This window comes from Paenibacillus sp. VT-400, assembly GCF_001029205.1.
GTDB lineage: Bacteria > Bacillota > Bacilli > Paenibacillales > Paenibacillaceae > Paenibacillus > Paenibacillus amylolyticus.
Window position 1 is genome coordinate 1 of the sequence record NZ_LELF01000062.1, and the last position, 16,641, is coordinate 16,641.

Consider the following 16,641-nt stretch of genomic DNA (forward strand, 5'->3'; position numbering starts at 1 on the left):
ATGTAAGACCCCTTGAAGACGACGAGGTAGATAGGCTGGGGGTGGAAGTGCAGCAATGCATGGAGCTGACCAGTACTAATCGGTCGAGGGCTTATCCAATAGCAAGTTGTAATTCGCGTGTTTCGTTTCGAATCTAGTTTTCAGAGAACGATCTCTGAATGTAAGCTATGCTATGCGTTTGGTGGCGATGGCGGAGGGGTTCCACACGTACCCATCCCGAACACGACCGTTAAGCCCTCTAGCGCCGATGGTACTTGGACCGCAGGGTCCTGGGAGAGTAGGACGCCGCCAAGCAATAGGAAGACACACTTGATGATATCGAGTGTGTCTTTTTGTGTTACTATTTTATACATTGCATATAAAGAATTGAGTGAAAGCCGAGGGGTCTCCCCTGCGCTGTATGACATTCCATAAGTAAACAAATACAGTATGATTCCTACGACTTAGTATATTTTAATAGTGAATTTGGTAATCTCCTCCCCCACCATTAGGTGAGTACCCTACGATTTTATGGTAACCATACAAATTACTTAAAGTGATGTTTTTCGTTCTCAAGTCTGATGCGATTACTCGTCCACTTCCCTTCAAATTTCCACTCATATCAACAACATTAAATACATATTCCCCAGTCGAACGAGGAAGAAAAGAAAACGTGACATTCCCACTCAAATATATATCCGTTGAGTAACCTCCATCGAAATACTCTACTATAAGGTTTTGGGCAAAGATAGTAGCTTCTTGTTCCAGTTTTATCTGAGTATCTTGTGAAGGAATTATAGGCATAGACGTTTCATCAGCAAATACTGCTGGAACAGATGCTAGGAGCAAAGCCATGGAAGAGAGAGCTGAAATTGCAGTTTTTTGATATTTCTTCACAATCGAACATCTCCTTTTCATATATATAAGTCGGGATTGCTCATACTCGCAGTAGCTTTCCTCACAGTCATTTCCTAGGATAAAAGTGAGGGGAGGTCTGGCGCCGTATATAGTTTGACAAGACAACCATACTCCAATTAACAAATATATACAATTATATAAAGATAGTTTTATATCCCACTTTTGTTAAATATACACTTTATTCATACATCATTCACATTTTCTATAGCTATAGTGCTCAAGCAACTGTTAATAGCAATGGACGATACGATATTTGGTTCTGATTATATTTGCTTCAAGCATAACAAAGTCCTGCCCGATCTATGTAGACCGAGCAGGACTATATCTGTTCTCTATACGTTCATTTAATCCATTATGGCTACTCAGGACGCAACGCGTGTATTCGATCCGTTAGGGATCGTTTTCTATAGTACATGGCTATGGTTGCAAGAACCAGCATTTCGGACAGCGGTACGGCAAGCCACACACCCGTGACACCAAAAAATGAAGGCAGGATCGCAATCAACGCAATCATGATGATCATTTCACGCGCAGCTGTGATCCAAATGGCCATTTTGGCATTGCCTACAGATTGGAAATAGGTGCTCATGACAAAGTTAACACCCATAAATACATAGGCAAATGTAAATATACGTAATCCGTAAACGGCATTATCCGTTACGCCACTACTGAAGTTTCCAAAGATTTGCACGAAATAAGGTGCACCGATCTGAACAACAATCAGTAATAGTAGACCGCAAGCCAGAGCCGTTTTGGTAGCTAAACGTATCGTTTGTTGTACCCGTTTAATCTGTTTCGCACCATGATAATAACTGATCAGAGGTTGGGCAGCAGACGCCAGACCCAGGAACGCTAACAGTACCACACCATGAATATAGTTCAACACGGTAAAGGATGCTACACCATCCGTACCCGCAATGCGGTCCATGGAGATATTGTGAGAGACAGAGAAGACCGACATGCCAAGTTCAGCCAGAAAGCTGGGGAAACCAATGAGTAGAAGGGAAGCCAGCAGTTTGTTGTTCCATTTGAACCGGGTGAACGTGAGATTATTTGTTTTTTTGAAAAAATGAGTAAACAGGACAAGTAGCGCAAGAGACGCCGATACAATTGTACCGAGGGCCACACCGCGTACACCCCATTCGAGTACATACAGTGTTATATAATTGATGATGATATTGGCTACAGCAAACGTAATCTGAGCGTACATGGATGTGTTGGGGTTCCCATCGTTTCGTACAAAGATAGAGAGTGCATTCTCGATGGTGAAAACAAACCCGAACAATAACATGATATTCATATAGTCTGAAGCAAACGGGAAGGTCTCGGCGTTTGCACCGAGGGAGTATACCAGTTTGTCTTTGAATGTAAATGCAACATATCCAATGGCTACCGTAACTAACATAATGAGCATAATGGATTTGGTGAAAATTTGTTTGGCTGAAGTGATATCTTTTCTACCCATAGCGTTGGAGTACAACGTTGCCCCGCCCATACCAATCCACAGCGACATGGCAACAAAGAGCGTGTAGACAGGTGAGGCAATGCCGATCCCGGCCATTGCGGTAGAACCCAGTTTGTGTCCAACCATAATGCCGTCGATAATAAAATTAAAAGCAACTACCAGCATCCCTAATACAGAAGGCACGAGGTAACTTATAAAAGCTTTACCTACAGATTGCCCTTCCAATGGATGCGTCCAATTCGTATTCATAATGACCTCCGTTAGTAAACTGAATGTTCATTCTGTATTTAATAATACTGAACGTTCGTTCTGTATGATAACACGCCATGAATTCTCTTGGCAACTTTTGCGATTAAATATCGTTTATGTGATAGAGTAGGTGGATATTTATAAGGCGGGAGGAATCTCTTGATGAAACAAAATAAATACGATGAAGCTGAATTTTTCGACAACTACAGTAAGATGGCTCGTTCCGTTCAAGGGCTGGATGCAGCGGGGGAGTGGCATGAACTACAGACTCTTTTGCCTGAATTGAAGGACAAGCGTGTGCTGGATTTGGGATGTGGTTTTGGGTGGCATTGCCGGTATGCGCGAGAGCAACAAGCGAGTTCAGTGATCGGTGTAGATCTGTCCGAAAATATGCTTCAGCGTGCTCGTGAAATGACGGACGACCCACAGATCCAGTACGAGCAGCTGGCGATTGAAGATATTGAATTTGCACCGGGACAATTCGACGTTGTGATCAGTTCGCTGGCTTTTCATTATATTGAACGGTTAGACACGGTGTATGCTAAGATCAATGATTGTCTCGTAGAAGGGGGCACGTTTGTCCTTTCATCTGAACATCCCATTTTTACCGCTCGTGCTGCGCAGGATTGGCATTATGGACCCGAAGGTGAGATCTTACACTGGCCCGTGGATGATTACCACGATGAAGGGAAGCGTGTGGCGAACTTTCTGAATCAGGATGTGGTTAAATATCATCGCACACTGGCAACACATCTCAATGAACTGATTAGGGCTGGGTTTGCTATTCAAAAGGTGGCTGAATCCAAACCATCACCAGAGATGATCGAACAGGTTCCAGGCATGCGAGACGAAAATCGAAGACCGATGTTTCTGATGATTGCTGCTGTGAAAGTATAACGATGAAAATGATATGATAGACCAGAGGGCAGAAAGAAACTGAGGAAGTGGAGCGTTCGCTTAAAAGCTTTCTGATAGAGATTTCTAACTAAGCAAACTTGAAGGAATCAGCGTGTTCAGCGATGTTGAACATGCTGTTTTTTTATTTTGCTACAATAATAAGAAATAATGTCCAAAACAGGGAACCAAATCACATTAGACTCAGTCATATTAAGTGAGGTGAACAACAGTTGGATGATCAATTACTGGCACAGGCTCAGACCATAGACAATTACACACTCAGCAGCATAATGGATGACTACGGAAATGACGTGTGGAATTACGCTTATTTTCTGACCAAAAGTGCCGAGCAGGCAGATGAATTGTCACAGGAGGTATTTATTCGGGCGTATTCGGGGATTGCTCATTATCGTGGAGATTGCTCACTGAAAACCTGGCTGTTGACGATTACTAGGAACACGACTTTTACATATCGAAAATCCAGATTTTTTCGTAACAGTCTGTGGGGAGAGACGTTACCCATTGAGACAGAGCATGGGGGTTCGAACCAAAGAGTCATGATTGCAGAGCAGTCTGCACATCCTTCGGCCGAGATGGAAGTGATGCGTAAGGAGCATATCCATGAAATCTGGGATATTGTTCTGGCGTTGCCAAAGAAGTTCCGGGAGATTCTTTTGCTGAATCTGAAGTATGAGCTTACGACGAGTGAGATTGCTGAGATGTTGAAAATCAGCTTAGGAACAGTAAAATCCAGACTATCCCGAGGTAAGGATAAGGTACGGAAACAATGGGAGGAGCGAAGCAAATGACACACAAGGATGAGCAATGGGAGAAGGAAATCCGGAAGGGACCGTTTGCTTCGTCTCCTTTTACAGAGGATCACAAGCGAAAGGTGCTTCAACAGGTGGAGTGGATGAAGAAGTCGGAAGAGGGAAGCAAGGGAGATAGGCCAGAGAAGACTTCCAGGTCATCCAGGCCGTTTAGACCGCAAGTAAAAAATGCGTCACACAAGCGTCGCCTTAGAAGAGGGTCTCTTGTTGCCGGCACGGGTGCGTTGGTTATTGCTGCTGGATTGTTCCTATGGATCTGGGATGATGGACAGCTGGTGAAACCCGTGATCGAGCAGGTCTATCCGACAGCAGCGTTACAGTTATCCGATGGTTTGAACACAAATCTGCTAACCGACAAAATGAAAAGAAATGTTGCCACTACGATGCGAGATGATCTGGGTAAACAGCTGAAGATTACGAAAGTGGAAGATTTGCCTGTGTCCGGCAGAATATATGTAGAGGCTGGAAATGAAAGTGAGAAGGAGTATGCACAGATATGGCTCGATGCGACAACAGGAAATCTGCGTGAATTAGGAATGAGACGTGAGATGCAGCCAAGCGAGTTGGAGCACCGTTATCTGCGTCAAGTTCCATCGCTTTTGCAAAGTATAGGCAGCACTCCAACGCTTAAACCTGTATCAGTCCAACGTTTTGTGAGTATGAAGCAAGGGGAATTGGAGCCGATATCACATACAACATTAACGTTAGAGAATGAGACTGGCGATGGTTATGGGGAGATTGTATGGCAGCAGGACAAGGCTGTCTCGATCACAGGCGACCTTAGACCTGATCAAGTATCCCAGGCAGCGCTGACGGATGCGGAGGATGCCGTTAATGCAGTATTCGGTGAAACATCTCTAAAACTTAGGGGTGTAAGTCGTTCCAAAGATGATGAAATTAGGAGAGATATAATTAATCTTAGTTTCAATGATCATTACTTGGTTCAAATGACTGTAGGAGAAGAAACTAAGGTTTACTCTATTATTGGGGAGAATTCTTATCGAGATGATTTTGCCAATTGGGATGAAGTAGAGGCGTACCATCAGAAGATTTATGATGTGAAGGAATCTCTCCTTAGGGACGAAGTAGCGCCGATGATTAAAGAAGTATTCAACGTCAACCTCGATGGATACAGTCTTCATAGGGAAGCTGATAATCCGGGGATTGCCATATTTGAACTAGAGTCGCCGAAAGATGTGATACGGGTTCGCTACAATGAAGATGTAAAAATTACGATGATCACCAGAGGCGAGTTATAGGGCTGATCTTATATGTTACAATTTACTTCATAGATGGAATGTGTATAAGGAGATAACGATGAAATATTTGGTGAGTTCATGTCTGGCAGGGGTAGCTTGCCGTTACAACGGAACAGCGAGTCTGGAAGAGAAGATTCAGGAGCTGGTGGAGCAGGAGCAGGCTAAGATGGTATGTCCGGAGCTGCTTGGCGGATTCTCCACTCCACGGGAACCGGCTGAAATTATCGGTGGCACGGGCAAGGACGTACTGGCAGGCACTGCAAAAGTGATCGAGAAAAGTGGCAAGGACGTCACAGAGTTGTATATTAAGGGAGCCTATCAGACGCTCGAATGGGCGCGAGAATTGAATGTATCGTGTGTGGTACTGAAGGAGTTTAGTCCGTCCTGCGGTACACAGATGATCTATGATGGGAATTTTGCCAATCACAAGGTAACTGGTGAAGGTGTCACATCAGCATTGCTGCGACAAGAAGGATATACCGTCATTTCTGAAAATGAGTGGATGGAGCAACTATAGGTCGCACAGATATCGTTTCATATTCACAGAAAAGCCGCTGGATTATATCCTGGCGGCTTTTCTGTTGTCTCCCATTACTTTTCTCATCAAATGAATAAAGTCGATTTTCCTGAAATGCTAACAAACAATATGGATACATACGATATAGATATAAGATATATAAGGCTATCTACTATTTAAAGTGGGGGAATAATCATGTCAATTCAGTCTAAGCCAAAAAATAAGAAAGGAAATAAACTCAAAAATATGAAATTAACAACAACGATGATCATCATGACTGTGATTAGTCTAATCGGCTTGTTTACTGTTTTTCTGATTGGGATTTTCGGAATGAACGAAGCAAAAACGGGACAAGGCATCCTCTACAATGACCGTTTCCAGCATCAAACCAATGTTCTTGAATTGAAAAGTAATTTCTATAATATGCGCGCCAATTATACAAAGGTTCTTGATAATGCAGAGTATACCGACAAACAGTACGATCAGGTTCAGAAAGGTAAGAAGAGTATCACGGATGGTTTGAATGAATTTTCAGCAAGAACATTGGATACCAAAGAAAAAGAGATATTTGCAGATTTGGCAGCAAAGATGGATACATATTATCAGGATATTGAGCAAATTATGGATACCAAAAAGATGTCGGGCACCTACGATAGTGAAGAGAGAGGAAGAATTAACAAAAGCAGTACAGCGATTGTGGAGACGATCACCCTTTTGAGTGCGCATAACGAAGAAGAGTCAGCCAAGCTCTATGCGGATACACAGGAAGTAATTCAGCAGCGAGCATTGGTGCTCGGTTCGGTTCTTTTGTTTTCACTTGCAGCACTTATTCTTATTTCATTTGTAGTGATTCGCAGTATACGTCAACGAATGAAAGCTATCACCCGTTATTGTGAAGAAATAACGCAAGGCAACTTAACGGCATCCTTAGATCCGCATCTAACACAGGGAAATAATGAGATAAGTGTCATCGCACGAGCTATTCGTACAATGAGCGATTCCACAACAAATGTCATTCGTGGTGTAGTTCAGGAATCTCATCATATCAACCAGGTTAGCGATCTTACCAACCAGAACATGGCTGGTCTGAATGAACGAATTCGTGAAGTATCAGCTACAGTTGAAGAGCTCTCGGCTGCAATGGAAGAGGCTTCAGCCCATACGGAAAATATGAATCATTCGGCTGCGGAGATGCAACAGGGAGCTGAATATATATCGGAACAGACATCTAAACAAGCAGAGTCCGCCTATGTGACCAGCACGAAGGCTGAAAAGTTGAAGCAGGAAGCCCGCGAATCGAGCCGAGCAGCCATAGACATGTATGATCATACGAGTAAGAAGATGTCAGAAGCGCTGGAACGTGCAACAGCTGTAGATCAGATTGGTATATTATCTCAATCCATTTTGGATGTTACGGCGCAGACTAATCTGCTTGCACTCAATGCATCCATTGAAGCTGCAAGGGCTGGAGAAGCAGGTAGAGGTTTTGCGGTTGTTGCAAGCGAGATTAGAAAGTTGGCTGATGATTCCAGACAGGCTGCCGATCAAATTCAGCAGGTCACGGAAGAAGTTATGCAGTCTGTAACCAATCTGTCCTCGAATGCCAAAGAGTTGCTATCCTTTATGTTCAATCAGGTTGGCAAAGATTATAAATTATTGGAGGATACAGCTGAACAGTATTATGTCGATTCCCTTGATCATGCCAATGCCGTTAAAGATCTCAATGCAACCTCACAACAAGTGACTGCGAATATCAAAATACTAGTGGGCTCCATTCACGAGATTGCATCAGCCAGTGAACAATCAGCCGCATCCAGTCAGGAAATCGCAGGACACATGGTCGCTTCTGCTGCGCAATCTGTGGAAGTAGTTAAACAATCTGATCAAGTGAAGGATAGCGCATTAAATCTGAATAAGCTGGTTAAAGATTTCAAGATTTAAAAGGAAAAGAGTCATGGATAATCCACTAGGGCCATGTATGTGCCCAGTGGATTATTGCTGTCTTTCATCCAATACTTACTTTTATAAACCAAGAAACAATAATGTGCGTACTTTTAATTTATACACATAGGTCCTAAACTAATACTTGAGATGAAACCACTTTAACATTATTGTTCAACATAAAAAAAAAATAAATAAAAAGGACGTGGAGCTCCATGGAAGTTACAGCAAAGTCTAAGACAAAGGAAGACATTTTAAAGGCGTATCATTTCCGGCATGCAACAAAGATATTTGATGATACCCGCAAAATCTCGGATGAGGATTTCCAATTTATATTGGAAACAGGCAGATTATCTCCAAGTTCCATTGGTCTTGAACCGTGGAAGTTTCTAATTGTACAAAATCCAAACCTGCGTAAGCGTCTGTCCGAAGTCTCTTCCGGCGCTCAAAAGCAATTGGCTACAGCAAGCCATTTTGTTGTTATTTTGGCCCGATCAGATGCCAGTTATAATTCTCCCTATGCGGAGTACATGTTGAAGGAAACAAAGGGAATGCCAAATAACGTATTTGAGCTAACAAGTGAGGCTTATGGAAAGTTTCAAAATAACCAGAAGATTCTGGATAATCCACGATCATTATTCGACTGGGCATCTAAACAAACTTATATTGCACTTGGCAATATGATGACGGCGGCAGCTCAGATCGAGATTGATTCTTGTCCAATCGAAGGTTTCAGCCGTGAGGGCGTCCACCGTATTATGGAAGAAGAGGGCTTGCTGGAAAATGGCGCATGGGGCGTCTCTATGATGGCAGCCTTCGGTTATCGGGCAGAGGAGCCCCAGCGTGAGAAGTCCCGACAATCCGTTGAGAAAATCACACAATGGATTAACTGAATTCAGCATGAATCCAAAAACGATTAGCTAAGATCTAACATTATAGATCAGGATCAAAGTAGAATCGAAACAGCCCGATATTTTCCACATGTTAGCAGGATGGAAAGGGCTGTTTTTCTTTTGTATAAAAAAGAACTTGAAAATACATAGATGTCTATGTATAATGAGGTCATGCCTAAATACAACGCAATTGCACTGATTGCAAGAATCAGAGACCATGTCAACAAACGGATTGTACACGAATTGGAACAGCATGAGGTAACAGGGATTGTTCCTTCTCATGGAGATGTATTGATGTTCTTGTACCGGGAAGAGACGCTGTCGATCAAGATGTTGGCTGAACGTGTTCAACGCACGCAACCAACGGTAACGGTACTGGTCAACAAGCTGGAGAAGCTTGGCTATGTTGAACGCAACAAGAGTGCGGAAGATAGCCGAGTGACGATGATTCGCCTAACCGAACAGGGGAAGCGACTCGAACCGATCTTCCATCAGGTATCAGAGCAGATTAATGACATCATCTATAGTGGTTTGTCCAATGAACAGTCGGAGCAATTGGAGAGCTTGCTATCCATTATTGTCCGAAAGTTATAATGAATTAACTCTTCTGTCTGCAACCCTTCCAGATTTGACTGGGGTGGAGGCAGAGGAGCCCAAATATTTTTTACCCATATACATAGATATCTATGTATATGGGAGCGTATCAATGTAACCCCATTTTCGCAACCTAACTCAAACCAAACCTGGAGGGATTCACACCATGAAACATCTTATCGTATATGCTCACCCGCACACAGACAGCTTGAATAACGCAATCCTCAATACTGCTGTAGAAGCTCTCAAAGCTCAAGGCCATGAAGTAGTCGTTCGTGACTTGTATAAGCTTGGATTCCAACCCGTACTGACTGAAGCTGACACAGCTTCCATGCGTGCAGGACAGACACCCCAGGATATCGCTACAGAGCAACAGTTTGTTACGGATGCAGAAGTTATCACATTCATCTATCCGATCTGGTGGACAGGTCTTCCTGCCATTATGAAAGGATATGTTGACCGTGTATTCGCCTATGGTTTTGCATATGCAGCAGGTGAAGCGGGAATTGAAAAATTGCTGACAGGCAAAAAAGGACTCATCATCAACACACATGGTACACCAAGTGAAATTTATGATCAGATTGGCATGACTGCTGGACTGAAATTAACTTCAGACGTAGGTATCTTCGATTTTGTAGGTATTGAAGCCGTAGATCATCTGCTCTTCGGTAGTATTGGATACCTGAATGCACCCGCATATCAAGCCATGTTGGATCAGGTTAAACAGACGATTACAACCAATTTCTAATATGGATGTTGAATCCATACGGATTCCATATGATACCAGACCGACTCGATCATGAGTCGGTTTGTTTGTTCATGTGTTTGCAAAATGCATGAAAGGGGGTATAATTTACCCATGGAACCTATACTTATATTTAAAGCATTATCGAACGAGACACGTAGACAAATCTTGTTGTGGCTCAAAAACCCGGAGCAACACTTCCCACCGCTGGAACTATCTCAGCATCCGGATGGTGGCAAGAACGGAATCTGTGTTGGCACGATTCAAGTGAAGGCTGGACTGGCTCAGTCGGTTATATCCAGTTATCTGCTGACTATGCTCAAGGCAGGGTTGCTGCTCTCCGAGCGCAGAGGACAATGGACGTATTATCGGCGCAACGAGGAGACGATACGTCAGTTTGCCGAATACGTACAGAACGAGTTATAAGCCGGATGCCGGAACGGAAGCTAGGATGCATATGCACGCAGGGATTCCGTCCGGATGTAAACGGCTAGTTTATCATCACATCATCATATCCAGTTGCGATTTAATTAATCTATATATCTGGATATACAAAAATATAATCATCGAGGAGATTAAACGATAATGACTACTGAAAATACGGCTTCATCCCATAAAGAACATATTAATGACGTTAAGCTTTCCATCCTGGATCTGGCTCCCGTCGTTGTGGGTGCAACACCTGCTGATGCTTTGCGCAACAGTCTCGATCTGGCACAGCATGCAGAGCGTTGGGGATATCACCGTTACTGGGTAGCTGAACATCACAACATGCCGGGTATTGCTTCTTCCGCAACTTCGGTTGTTATTGGATATCTGGCTGGTGGAACCAAAACGATTCGTCTGGGTTCAGGAGGCATCATGTTGCCTAACCATGCACCGCTTGTCATCGCTGAGCAGTTTGGTACTCTGGAATCCCTTTATCCTGGCAGAATTGACCTGGGACTGGGTCGCGCACCAGGTAGTGACCGCCGTACATCGCTTGCACTACGTAAAGATCTGAACAGTGGGGAAGATTTCCCTGAGCTTTTGGCAGAACTCAGAGCATACTTTGATGCTTCGGCGACATCTTATCATGCGCCTGTTCGCGCAGTTCCTGGAGAAGGATTGAATATTCCAATTTACCTCCTGGGGTCCAGTGATTTCAGTGCACGTCTGGCAGGTCAGCTGGGATTGCCGTTTGCTTTTGCCAGCCACTTCTCGCCCGATTATACCCGGATCGCATTAGAGACGTATCGAAACAACTTCCAACCATCTGAAAGCTTGAAGGAGCCACATGTGATTGTTGGTGTTAACGCTGTTGTTGCAGATACAGACGAGGAAGCAGCATGGCTGGGTACAACGATGCAACAGCAGTTCCTGAACATTATTCGTGGCACAACGGGATTGGTACAGCCTCCGGCAGAGATGGAAGGCAAATGGACGGATCGTGAGAAAGCTGGTGTGGAGCAGACGCTGAAGGCAGCTGTTAATGGTTCACCAGAAACCGTACGTGGACAGTTGGAATCTTTCATTCGGCAGACACAGGCAGATGAGCTGATTATTACGTCGATGATCTATGATCATAAGGCACGTCTGCATTCCTATGAGTTAATCGCACAATTGGCGGGAAAAGCTTAATCTTTATTTTCAGCGTTAAAGCTGGCTTAATGGTAGGGTATAGCTACAAATTTACGGTTCGTCTCCCAGTGAGGCGAGCCGTTTTTGAATAGGGAGAATTTGCAAATGATTCGTGTGGGGCAGAAGACTCATTTTGGGGTAAAATGACTTTACCGGTTTAATTTGAAACGGTTAAACAGCACCATACGTATAAATCCAGAGTGTTATACATATGTTGGCTTGTACAAGGTATTTTTTTCGTGTGTGGGCATTTATTTAGCTTTATAGTTTAGTTTTGATTAAGGGTCATAAGAGAGGACGACACGCCTATGGAGCAACCTGAGCAACCCCGCGTTTGGCCGGAGCGATTCAAGCGATTTTTTCTTAACAACAAATTTGTCCTATTTCTGCTGATTCTGCTGTTGGTGGGACTGAACGTGATGGTTCTGACCAAAGTATCCTTTGTTCTTCATCCGCTCGCAGTACTCATCAAAACCATTGTGCTACCTATTATTCTGTCAGGCATACTCTACTATCTGCTTAATCCGATTGTGGATGTGATGGAGCGGTGGAAAATTAAGCGGGGCTGGTCCATTCTGATCCTGTATCTTGCGATTGGAGGCATTCTGACCGTCGTAGTGCTGGCAGTCATTCCGGTTGTACGGAACCAGATTATGGGGCTGATTGAAAATTTCCCAACCTACAGCGAGACGGTAAAACAGCAGTTTGAGGAACTCACGGGCAGCCAACTGTTCGGTCAATTCCAGGAGACGGTGAATCTGAATTCGCAGGACTGGTGGGGAACAATCTCCCAAAAGGCTACTGAAATTCTGAACTCGACCTGGACCAAATTGGGCGGATTCCTCGGAGCTTTCACTGAGACCGTGCTGTCTATCGTAACGGTTCCATTCATTCTGTTCTATCTGCTGAAAGACGGCAAGAAGCTGCCAGCGAAAATTCTGTCTTTCCTGCCGATCAAGAGCCGTACGGGCGCAATGCATGTGCTGGAAGACATCAATCACCAGATCAGTTCATTCATTCGTGGACAGATTATCGTCAGCTTCTGCATCGGTATTCTGCTCTACATTGGTTATATGGTCATTGGTCTGGATTATGCATTGATTCTTGCCATTATCGCATCGTTTACAAGTGTTGTTCCGTATCTGGGACCTGCAATTGCGATTACACCAGCATTGATCGTGGCACTCGTCACTTCTCCGGTGATGCTGCTGAAAATGGTTGCCGTATGGACGATCGTACAGTTAATTGAAGGTAAATTCATCTCACCACAGATCATGGGTAAAACGCTGAAAATCCATCCTATCACGATTATCTTTGTCATTCTGACTTCGGGTAATCTGTTTGGAGTCGTGGGCATTCTGCTCGCTGTTCCAGGATACGCGGTGCTCAAAGTATGTGTATCACATATCTTCAACTGGTTTAAGGACAGATCGGGCCTGTACGACCCGAACAAGAACAATCTTTTATAACCGAAGTGGCAAGCTCCAAAGAGATAGTTAATCAGAAGATTTAGTCACTTTGTATCCTGTATAAAACGGTACCCTTACCAAGAAGAACCCCCGTCCATCGGCATACAGCCGAGAGGCGGGGGGTCTTCTGCATGAACAAGCTTGGCTGCTGCCTAGCTGTGTTTAATATGTTGGAGCGTTTGCAGGAAAATCTGCTCAATATGAGCATCATCCAGAGAGTAGTACACGGTCTTGCCTTCCTTGCGCCGCTTGACGATCCGCATGTTACGGAGTGAACGCAGCTGGTGTGAAATGGCCGACTGTCCCATGTCGAGCAGAACCGTCAGGTCATGAACACATAATTCCTTCTGTAACAGCGCATCAATAATACGTAGACGTGTGGGGTCGCTGAATGCCTTGAACCAATCTGCCATCTCGGAAGAGGTCTCCCGATCTATGAGTGAAGTGCGAATCGCCTGCACGTCGGCTTCAGTACCTGAGCAGGCTGCATCACATTCGCTTGGTGCTTTAACCGGTTGTTCCATTTCCTATCACCGCCTATGTTAACAACTATAGCTCTATTATATCCAAAACCCGCCTAAAGCGAAATGATTACTATTAGCATAATCTGTATGAAAAATCAACAACGATTGTTGACACTCATGTTTAGGCGTGCATATAATAGGGGTAACCAAACATATGAATGAGTGCTCATATATTGAATACAATTGAAATATAACATCGTTTTTGTACTGCAAAGGGGAGAATTCACATGGGAACCGGACAGGAACAGGTGAAAAGGGAACTGCTGCTTGATGGACTGGATTGTGCGAACTGCGCATTAAAGATCGAGAATGGCGTCAAAAAAATTAAGGGCATTAACGAATGCTCTGTCAATTTTGTTACCAAAACATTATCGTTACACACCACTTCCGATATGGATGAACAGGTAGTGGAAGAAGCAAAGCGCAAAGTGCTTCGGCTGGAGCCGCATATTCGCATTTCGGAAAAAGGAAAACACGTGAACGGACATGTGCACACCCATACAGGTAGTGCAGGTGGTGCGCATAACCACAGTCATGACCATACTGGACATGATCATGGACATTCACATTCACATGGGAAACACTCGCATACTCATGATCAACATCAACATGGTCATACACATGAGCACGGGAGTCATGCTGGGCATGATCACAGCCATACCCATGATGATGCCCATGCAGGCCACTCGCATGAACATGGTGCAGGACAGACAAAAGTGTTGCTTGCTCGTCTTGCTGCAGGTTCTGTGCTGCTCGCAGCCGCAATCTGGTCGCCGCTGGAGGGCTGGGCACAGTTTACTCTATATGCGCTTGCTTATCTGATTGCCGGGGGAGATATCGTACTCCAGGCATCCAAAAACATCATCCGCGGTCAGGTGTTCGATGAATACTTCCTGATGTCCGTCGCTACCTTGGGTGCTTTTGCCATTGGAGAGTATCCGGAAGGGGTAGCGGTTATGCTGTTCTATCAGCTCGGGGAGCTGTTTCAGGGCATGGCGGTTAATCGGTCACGTAAGTCGATTCAGTCACTGATGGACATTCGCCCGGACTATGCGAATATCCTGACGGGTTCGGGTGACGAGACCCGACGGGTTTCTCCAGAAGACGTACGGATTGGTGATCGAATTGTAGTGAAAGCGGGCGAGCGAGTACCGCTGGACGGTATCGTAAGAATTGGGCGTTCCATGGTGGACACTTCTGCTCTGACAGGGGAATCTGTACCTCGTGAGCTGGAGCCCGGAAGTGATGTACTGAGTGGATTTGTGAACAAAAATGGTATGTTGACGATTGAAGTGACCAAAACGTTTGGTGAATCAACGGTATCCAAAATTTTGGACCTAGTGCAGAACGCGAGCAGTCGGAAAGCGAAAACAGAACATTTTATTAGTAAATTTGCTCGTTATTACACACCGGTTGTTGTTATCCTTGCAGCCGTGATTGCATTTGTTCCGCCGTTGATACTTAGTGGTGCAACATTTGCTGACTGGATCTATCGTGCATTGGTCTTCTTGGTTATCTCTTGCCCTTGTGCGTTGGTGGTCTCTATTCCACTTGGATTCTTTGGTGGTATCGGAGCGGCTTCACGTAACGGGATTCTTGTCAAAGGCAGTAACTACCTTGAAGCGTTGAACGATGTGAAGGTTGTTGTTTTTGATAAAACGGGTACACTAACCAAAGGTGTATTCAAAGTAACAGCCATTCGTCCCGAAGGTGGACGTTCGGAAGATGAACTGATGAAGCTGGCAGCCATTGCTGAAGCGAATTCCAATCATCCGATTGCCGAATCCATTCTCGCAGCTTGGGCCAAAGCTATTCCTACGCAAGGTGTGGAAGGTTATGATGAAGTTGCCGGACATGGGATCAAGGTGAGCGTGGATGGTCGGGAAGTGCTGGCAGGCAACGCCAAATTAATGGAGCAGGCGGGTATATCCTTTACCACACCAGAGACGGTCGGAACGATAGTCCACGTGGCTGAAGCTGGCACGTATGTTGGTCATCTAATTATTGCTGATGAAGTGAAGGATGACGCAGCCGCAGCCATTCAGGCGCTGAAGAAACTCGGCATCCGCAAAACGGTCATGCTGACAGGTGATGCCAAAGCCGTAGGTGAAGCGGTAGGACGTGAGCTGGGTGTGGATGAGGTCTACGCTGAATTGTTGCCGCAGGATAAAGTCGAGCGACTGGAACAACTGGAAGCTGCCAAATCTCCGAAGGAGAAAATGGTGTTTGTCGGTGACGGTATCAACGATACACCTGTGCTGGCACGCGCCGATGTGGGTGTGGCCATGGGTGGACTTGGTTCAGATGCCGCGATTGAAGCAGCAGATGTGGTCATCATGACCGATGAACCGTCGAAACTAGCGAGTGCAATCCGCATTGCTAAGCGTACACGAATGATTGTGTGGCAAAATATCGCGTTTGCTCTGGGAGTTAAAGCGATCTTCCTGTTACTCGGTGTGTTTGGCATAGCTACCATGTGGGAAGCGGTATTCTCGGATGTCGGTGTCACGGTGCTAGCTGTCCTGAACGCCATGCGTGTACTTCGTGTGAAGAATATCTAAGTTTACGAAACGATCCAGGCGGCTCTTCGTATATACGTAGAGCCGTTTTTATATTTTTATGTAGATAAGTCTAACTAGACATTTACACGAGAACGGAGAGGACAGAAATAACCTGAAGAAGCGAAGCTACATCGGAAGGTTATTCTGTCATCGGAGTGTCAGTGTGAGCAGGTCTATGGA

Annotated in this window: 15 protein-coding genes and 2 rRNA genes; 14 read left to right on the forward strand and 3 right to left on the reverse strand. The window is 44.8% G+C overall.

Annotation, left to right across the window (positions count from 1 at the left end):
- Positions 1 to 99, forward strand: a 23S ribosomal RNA gene (locus EL84_RS08470); the annotation flags it as partial.
- 78 nt (positions 100 to 177) lie between these two features.
- A 5S ribosomal RNA gene (gene rrf / locus EL84_RS08475) occupies positions 178 to 294 on the forward strand.
- Positions 295 to 453: 159 nt separating this feature from the next.
- On the opposite strand, the gene EL84_RS08480 is transcribed toward rrf, so the two are convergent.
- Together EL84_RS08480 and EL84_RS08485 are read right to left on the reverse strand one after the other, a co-directional pair.
- Positions 454 to 876, reverse strand: a complete 423-nt coding sequence (locus EL84_RS08480; protein WP_047841376.1) for a hypothetical protein — start codon at positions 874 to 876, stop codon at positions 454 to 456.
- A 379-nt stretch (positions 877 to 1,255) separates the two neighbouring features.
- Positions 1,256 to 2,611, reverse strand: a complete 1,356-nt coding sequence (locus tag EL84_RS08485) for an MATE family efflux transporter (RefSeq protein ID WP_047841377.1) — start codon at positions 2,609 to 2,611, stop codon at positions 1,256 to 1,258.
- Between the two features lie 162 nt (positions 2,612 to 2,773).
- Here EL84_RS08485 and EL84_RS08490 point away from each other — a divergent pair, with 162 nt between their 5' ends.
- The 11 genes from EL84_RS08490 to EL84_RS08540 all read left to right on the forward strand — a co-directional run bounded on the left by EL84_RS08490 (position 2,774) and on the right by EL84_RS08540 (position 13,376).
- Complete coding sequence (locus EL84_RS08490) at positions 2,774 to 3,508, forward strand: class I SAM-dependent methyltransferase (protein WP_047841378.1); 735 nt, start codon at positions 2,774 to 2,776, stop codon at positions 3,506 to 3,508.
- 230 nt (positions 3,509 to 3,738) lie between these two features.
- Entirely contained in the window at positions 3,739 to 4,317 is a 579-nt protein-coding gene (locus tag EL84_RS08495) for an RNA polymerase sigma factor (protein ID WP_047841379.1), read from the forward strand.
- On the forward strand, positions 4,314 to 5,597 hold the full coding sequence (locus EL84_RS08500; RefSeq protein ID WP_047841380.1) for a hypothetical protein: 1,284 nt from the start codon (positions 4,314 to 4,316) through the stop codon (positions 5,595 to 5,597). Before EL84_RS08495 ends, EL84_RS08500 begins: the two co-directional genes overlap by 4 nt.
- 58 nt (positions 5,598 to 5,655) lie before the next feature.
- Positions 5,656 to 6,114, forward strand: coding sequence for a DUF523 domain-containing protein (locus EL84_RS08505; protein WP_047841381.1), 459 nt, complete (start codon positions 5,656 to 5,658; stop codon positions 6,112 to 6,114).
- Positions 6,115 to 6,309: 195 nt separating this feature from the next.
- Positions 6,310 to 8,055, forward strand: a complete 1,746-nt coding sequence (locus EL84_RS08510; RefSeq protein ID WP_047841382.1) for a methyl-accepting chemotaxis protein — start codon at positions 6,310 to 6,312, stop codon at positions 8,053 to 8,055.
- A gap of 215 nt (positions 8,056 to 8,270) precedes the next feature.
- Positions 8,271 to 8,948: an NAD(P)H-dependent oxidoreductase gene (locus EL84_RS08515; RefSeq protein WP_036614223.1), complete on the forward strand. Its 678-nt coding sequence runs from the start codon at positions 8,271 to 8,273 to the stop codon at positions 8,946 to 8,948.
- 171 nt (positions 8,949 to 9,119) lie between these two features.
- A complete protein-coding gene (locus EL84_RS08520) occupies positions 9,120 to 9,542 on the forward strand; it encodes a MarR family winged helix-turn-helix transcriptional regulator (RefSeq protein ID WP_047841383.1) in 423 nt (140 codons plus the stop codon).
- Between the two features lie 166 nt (positions 9,543 to 9,708).
- The gene (locus tag EL84_RS08525; protein ID WP_047841384.1) at positions 9,709 to 10,290 is read left to right on the forward strand and encodes an NAD(P)H-dependent oxidoreductase; all 582 of its coding nucleotides are present in this window, start codon (positions 9,709 to 9,711) and stop codon (positions 10,288 to 10,290) included.
- Between the two features lie 111 nt (positions 10,291 to 10,401).
- A complete protein-coding gene (locus EL84_RS08530) occupies positions 10,402 to 10,713 on the forward strand; it encodes an ArsR/SmtB family transcription factor (RefSeq protein ID WP_036668255.1) in 312 nt (103 codons plus the stop codon).
- A 159-nt stretch (positions 10,714 to 10,872) separates the two neighbouring features.
- A complete protein-coding gene (locus EL84_RS08535) occupies positions 10,873 to 11,907 on the forward strand; it encodes an LLM class flavin-dependent oxidoreductase (protein WP_017690813.1) in 1,035 nt (344 codons plus the stop codon).
- A 308-nt stretch (positions 11,908 to 12,215) separates the two neighbouring features.
- Positions 12,216 to 13,376 (forward strand): AI-2E family transporter, encoded by a 1,161-nt coding sequence (locus tag EL84_RS08540; protein ID WP_047841385.1) that lies wholly within the window; start codon positions 12,216 to 12,218, stop codon positions 13,374 to 13,376.
- 152 nt (positions 13,377 to 13,528) lie between these two features.
- Here the strand turns inward: EL84_RS08540 and EL84_RS08545 are convergent, their stop codons facing one another.
- Positions 13,529 to 13,900 (reverse strand): ArsR/SmtB family transcription factor, encoded by a 372-nt coding sequence (locus EL84_RS08545; protein WP_047841386.1) that lies wholly within the window; start codon positions 13,898 to 13,900, stop codon positions 13,529 to 13,531.
- 227 nt (positions 13,901 to 14,127) lie between these two features.
- Here EL84_RS08545 and EL84_RS08550 point away from each other — a divergent pair, with 227 nt between their 5' ends.
- On the forward strand, positions 14,128 to 16,461 hold the full coding sequence (locus tag EL84_RS08550; protein WP_047841387.1) for a heavy metal translocating P-type ATPase: 2,334 nt from the start codon (positions 14,128 to 14,130) through the stop codon (positions 16,459 to 16,461).
- Positions 16,462 to 16,641 lie beyond the last annotated feature (180 nt).

Excerpts from the sequence above, each read along its gene's own strand:
- EL84_RS08485 (WP_047841377.1), bottom strand. The coding sequence starts at position 2,611 with ATGAATACGAATTGGACGCATCCATTGGAAGGGCAATCTGTAGGTAAA.
- EL84_RS08490 (WP_047841378.1), top strand. The coding sequence starts at position 2,774 with ATGAAACAAAATAAATACGATGAAGCTGAATTTTTCGACAACTACAGT.
- EL84_RS08500 (WP_047841380.1), top strand. The coding sequence starts at position 4,314 with ATGACACACAAGGATGAGCAATGGGAGAAGGAAATCCGGAAGGGACCG.
- EL84_RS08505 (WP_047841381.1), top strand. The coding sequence starts at position 5,656 with ATGAAATATTTGGTGAGTTCATGTCTGGCAGGGGTAGCTTGCCGTTAC.
- EL84_RS08510 (WP_047841382.1), top strand. The coding sequence starts at position 6,310 with ATGTCAATTCAGTCTAAGCCAAAAAATAAGAAAGGAAATAAACTCAAA.
- EL84_RS08515 (WP_036614223.1), top strand. The coding sequence starts at position 8,271 with ATGGAAGTTACAGCAAAGTCTAAGACAAAGGAAGACATTTTAAAGGCG.
- EL84_RS08520 (WP_047841383.1), top strand. The coding sequence starts at position 9,120 with ATGCCTAAATACAACGCAATTGCACTGATTGCAAGAATCAGAGACCAT.
- EL84_RS08525 (WP_047841384.1), top strand. The coding sequence starts at position 9,709 with ATGAAACATCTTATCGTATATGCTCACCCGCACACAGACAGCTTGAAT.
- EL84_RS08530 (WP_036668255.1), top strand. The coding sequence starts at position 10,402 with ATGGAACCTATACTTATATTTAAAGCATTATCGAACGAGACACGTAGA.
- EL84_RS08535 (WP_017690813.1), top strand. The coding sequence starts at position 10,873 with ATGACTACTGAAAATACGGCTTCATCCCATAAAGAACATATTAATGAC.
- EL84_RS08540 (WP_047841385.1), top strand. The coding sequence starts at position 12,216 with ATGGAGCAACCTGAGCAACCCCGCGTTTGGCCGGAGCGATTCAAGCGA.
- EL84_RS08545 (WP_047841386.1), bottom strand. The coding sequence starts at position 13,900 with ATGGAACAACCGGTTAAAGCACCAAGCGAATGTGATGCAGCCTGCTCA.
- EL84_RS08550 (WP_047841387.1), top strand. The coding sequence starts at position 14,128 with ATGGGAACCGGACAGGAACAGGTGAAAAGGGAACTGCTGCTTGATGGA.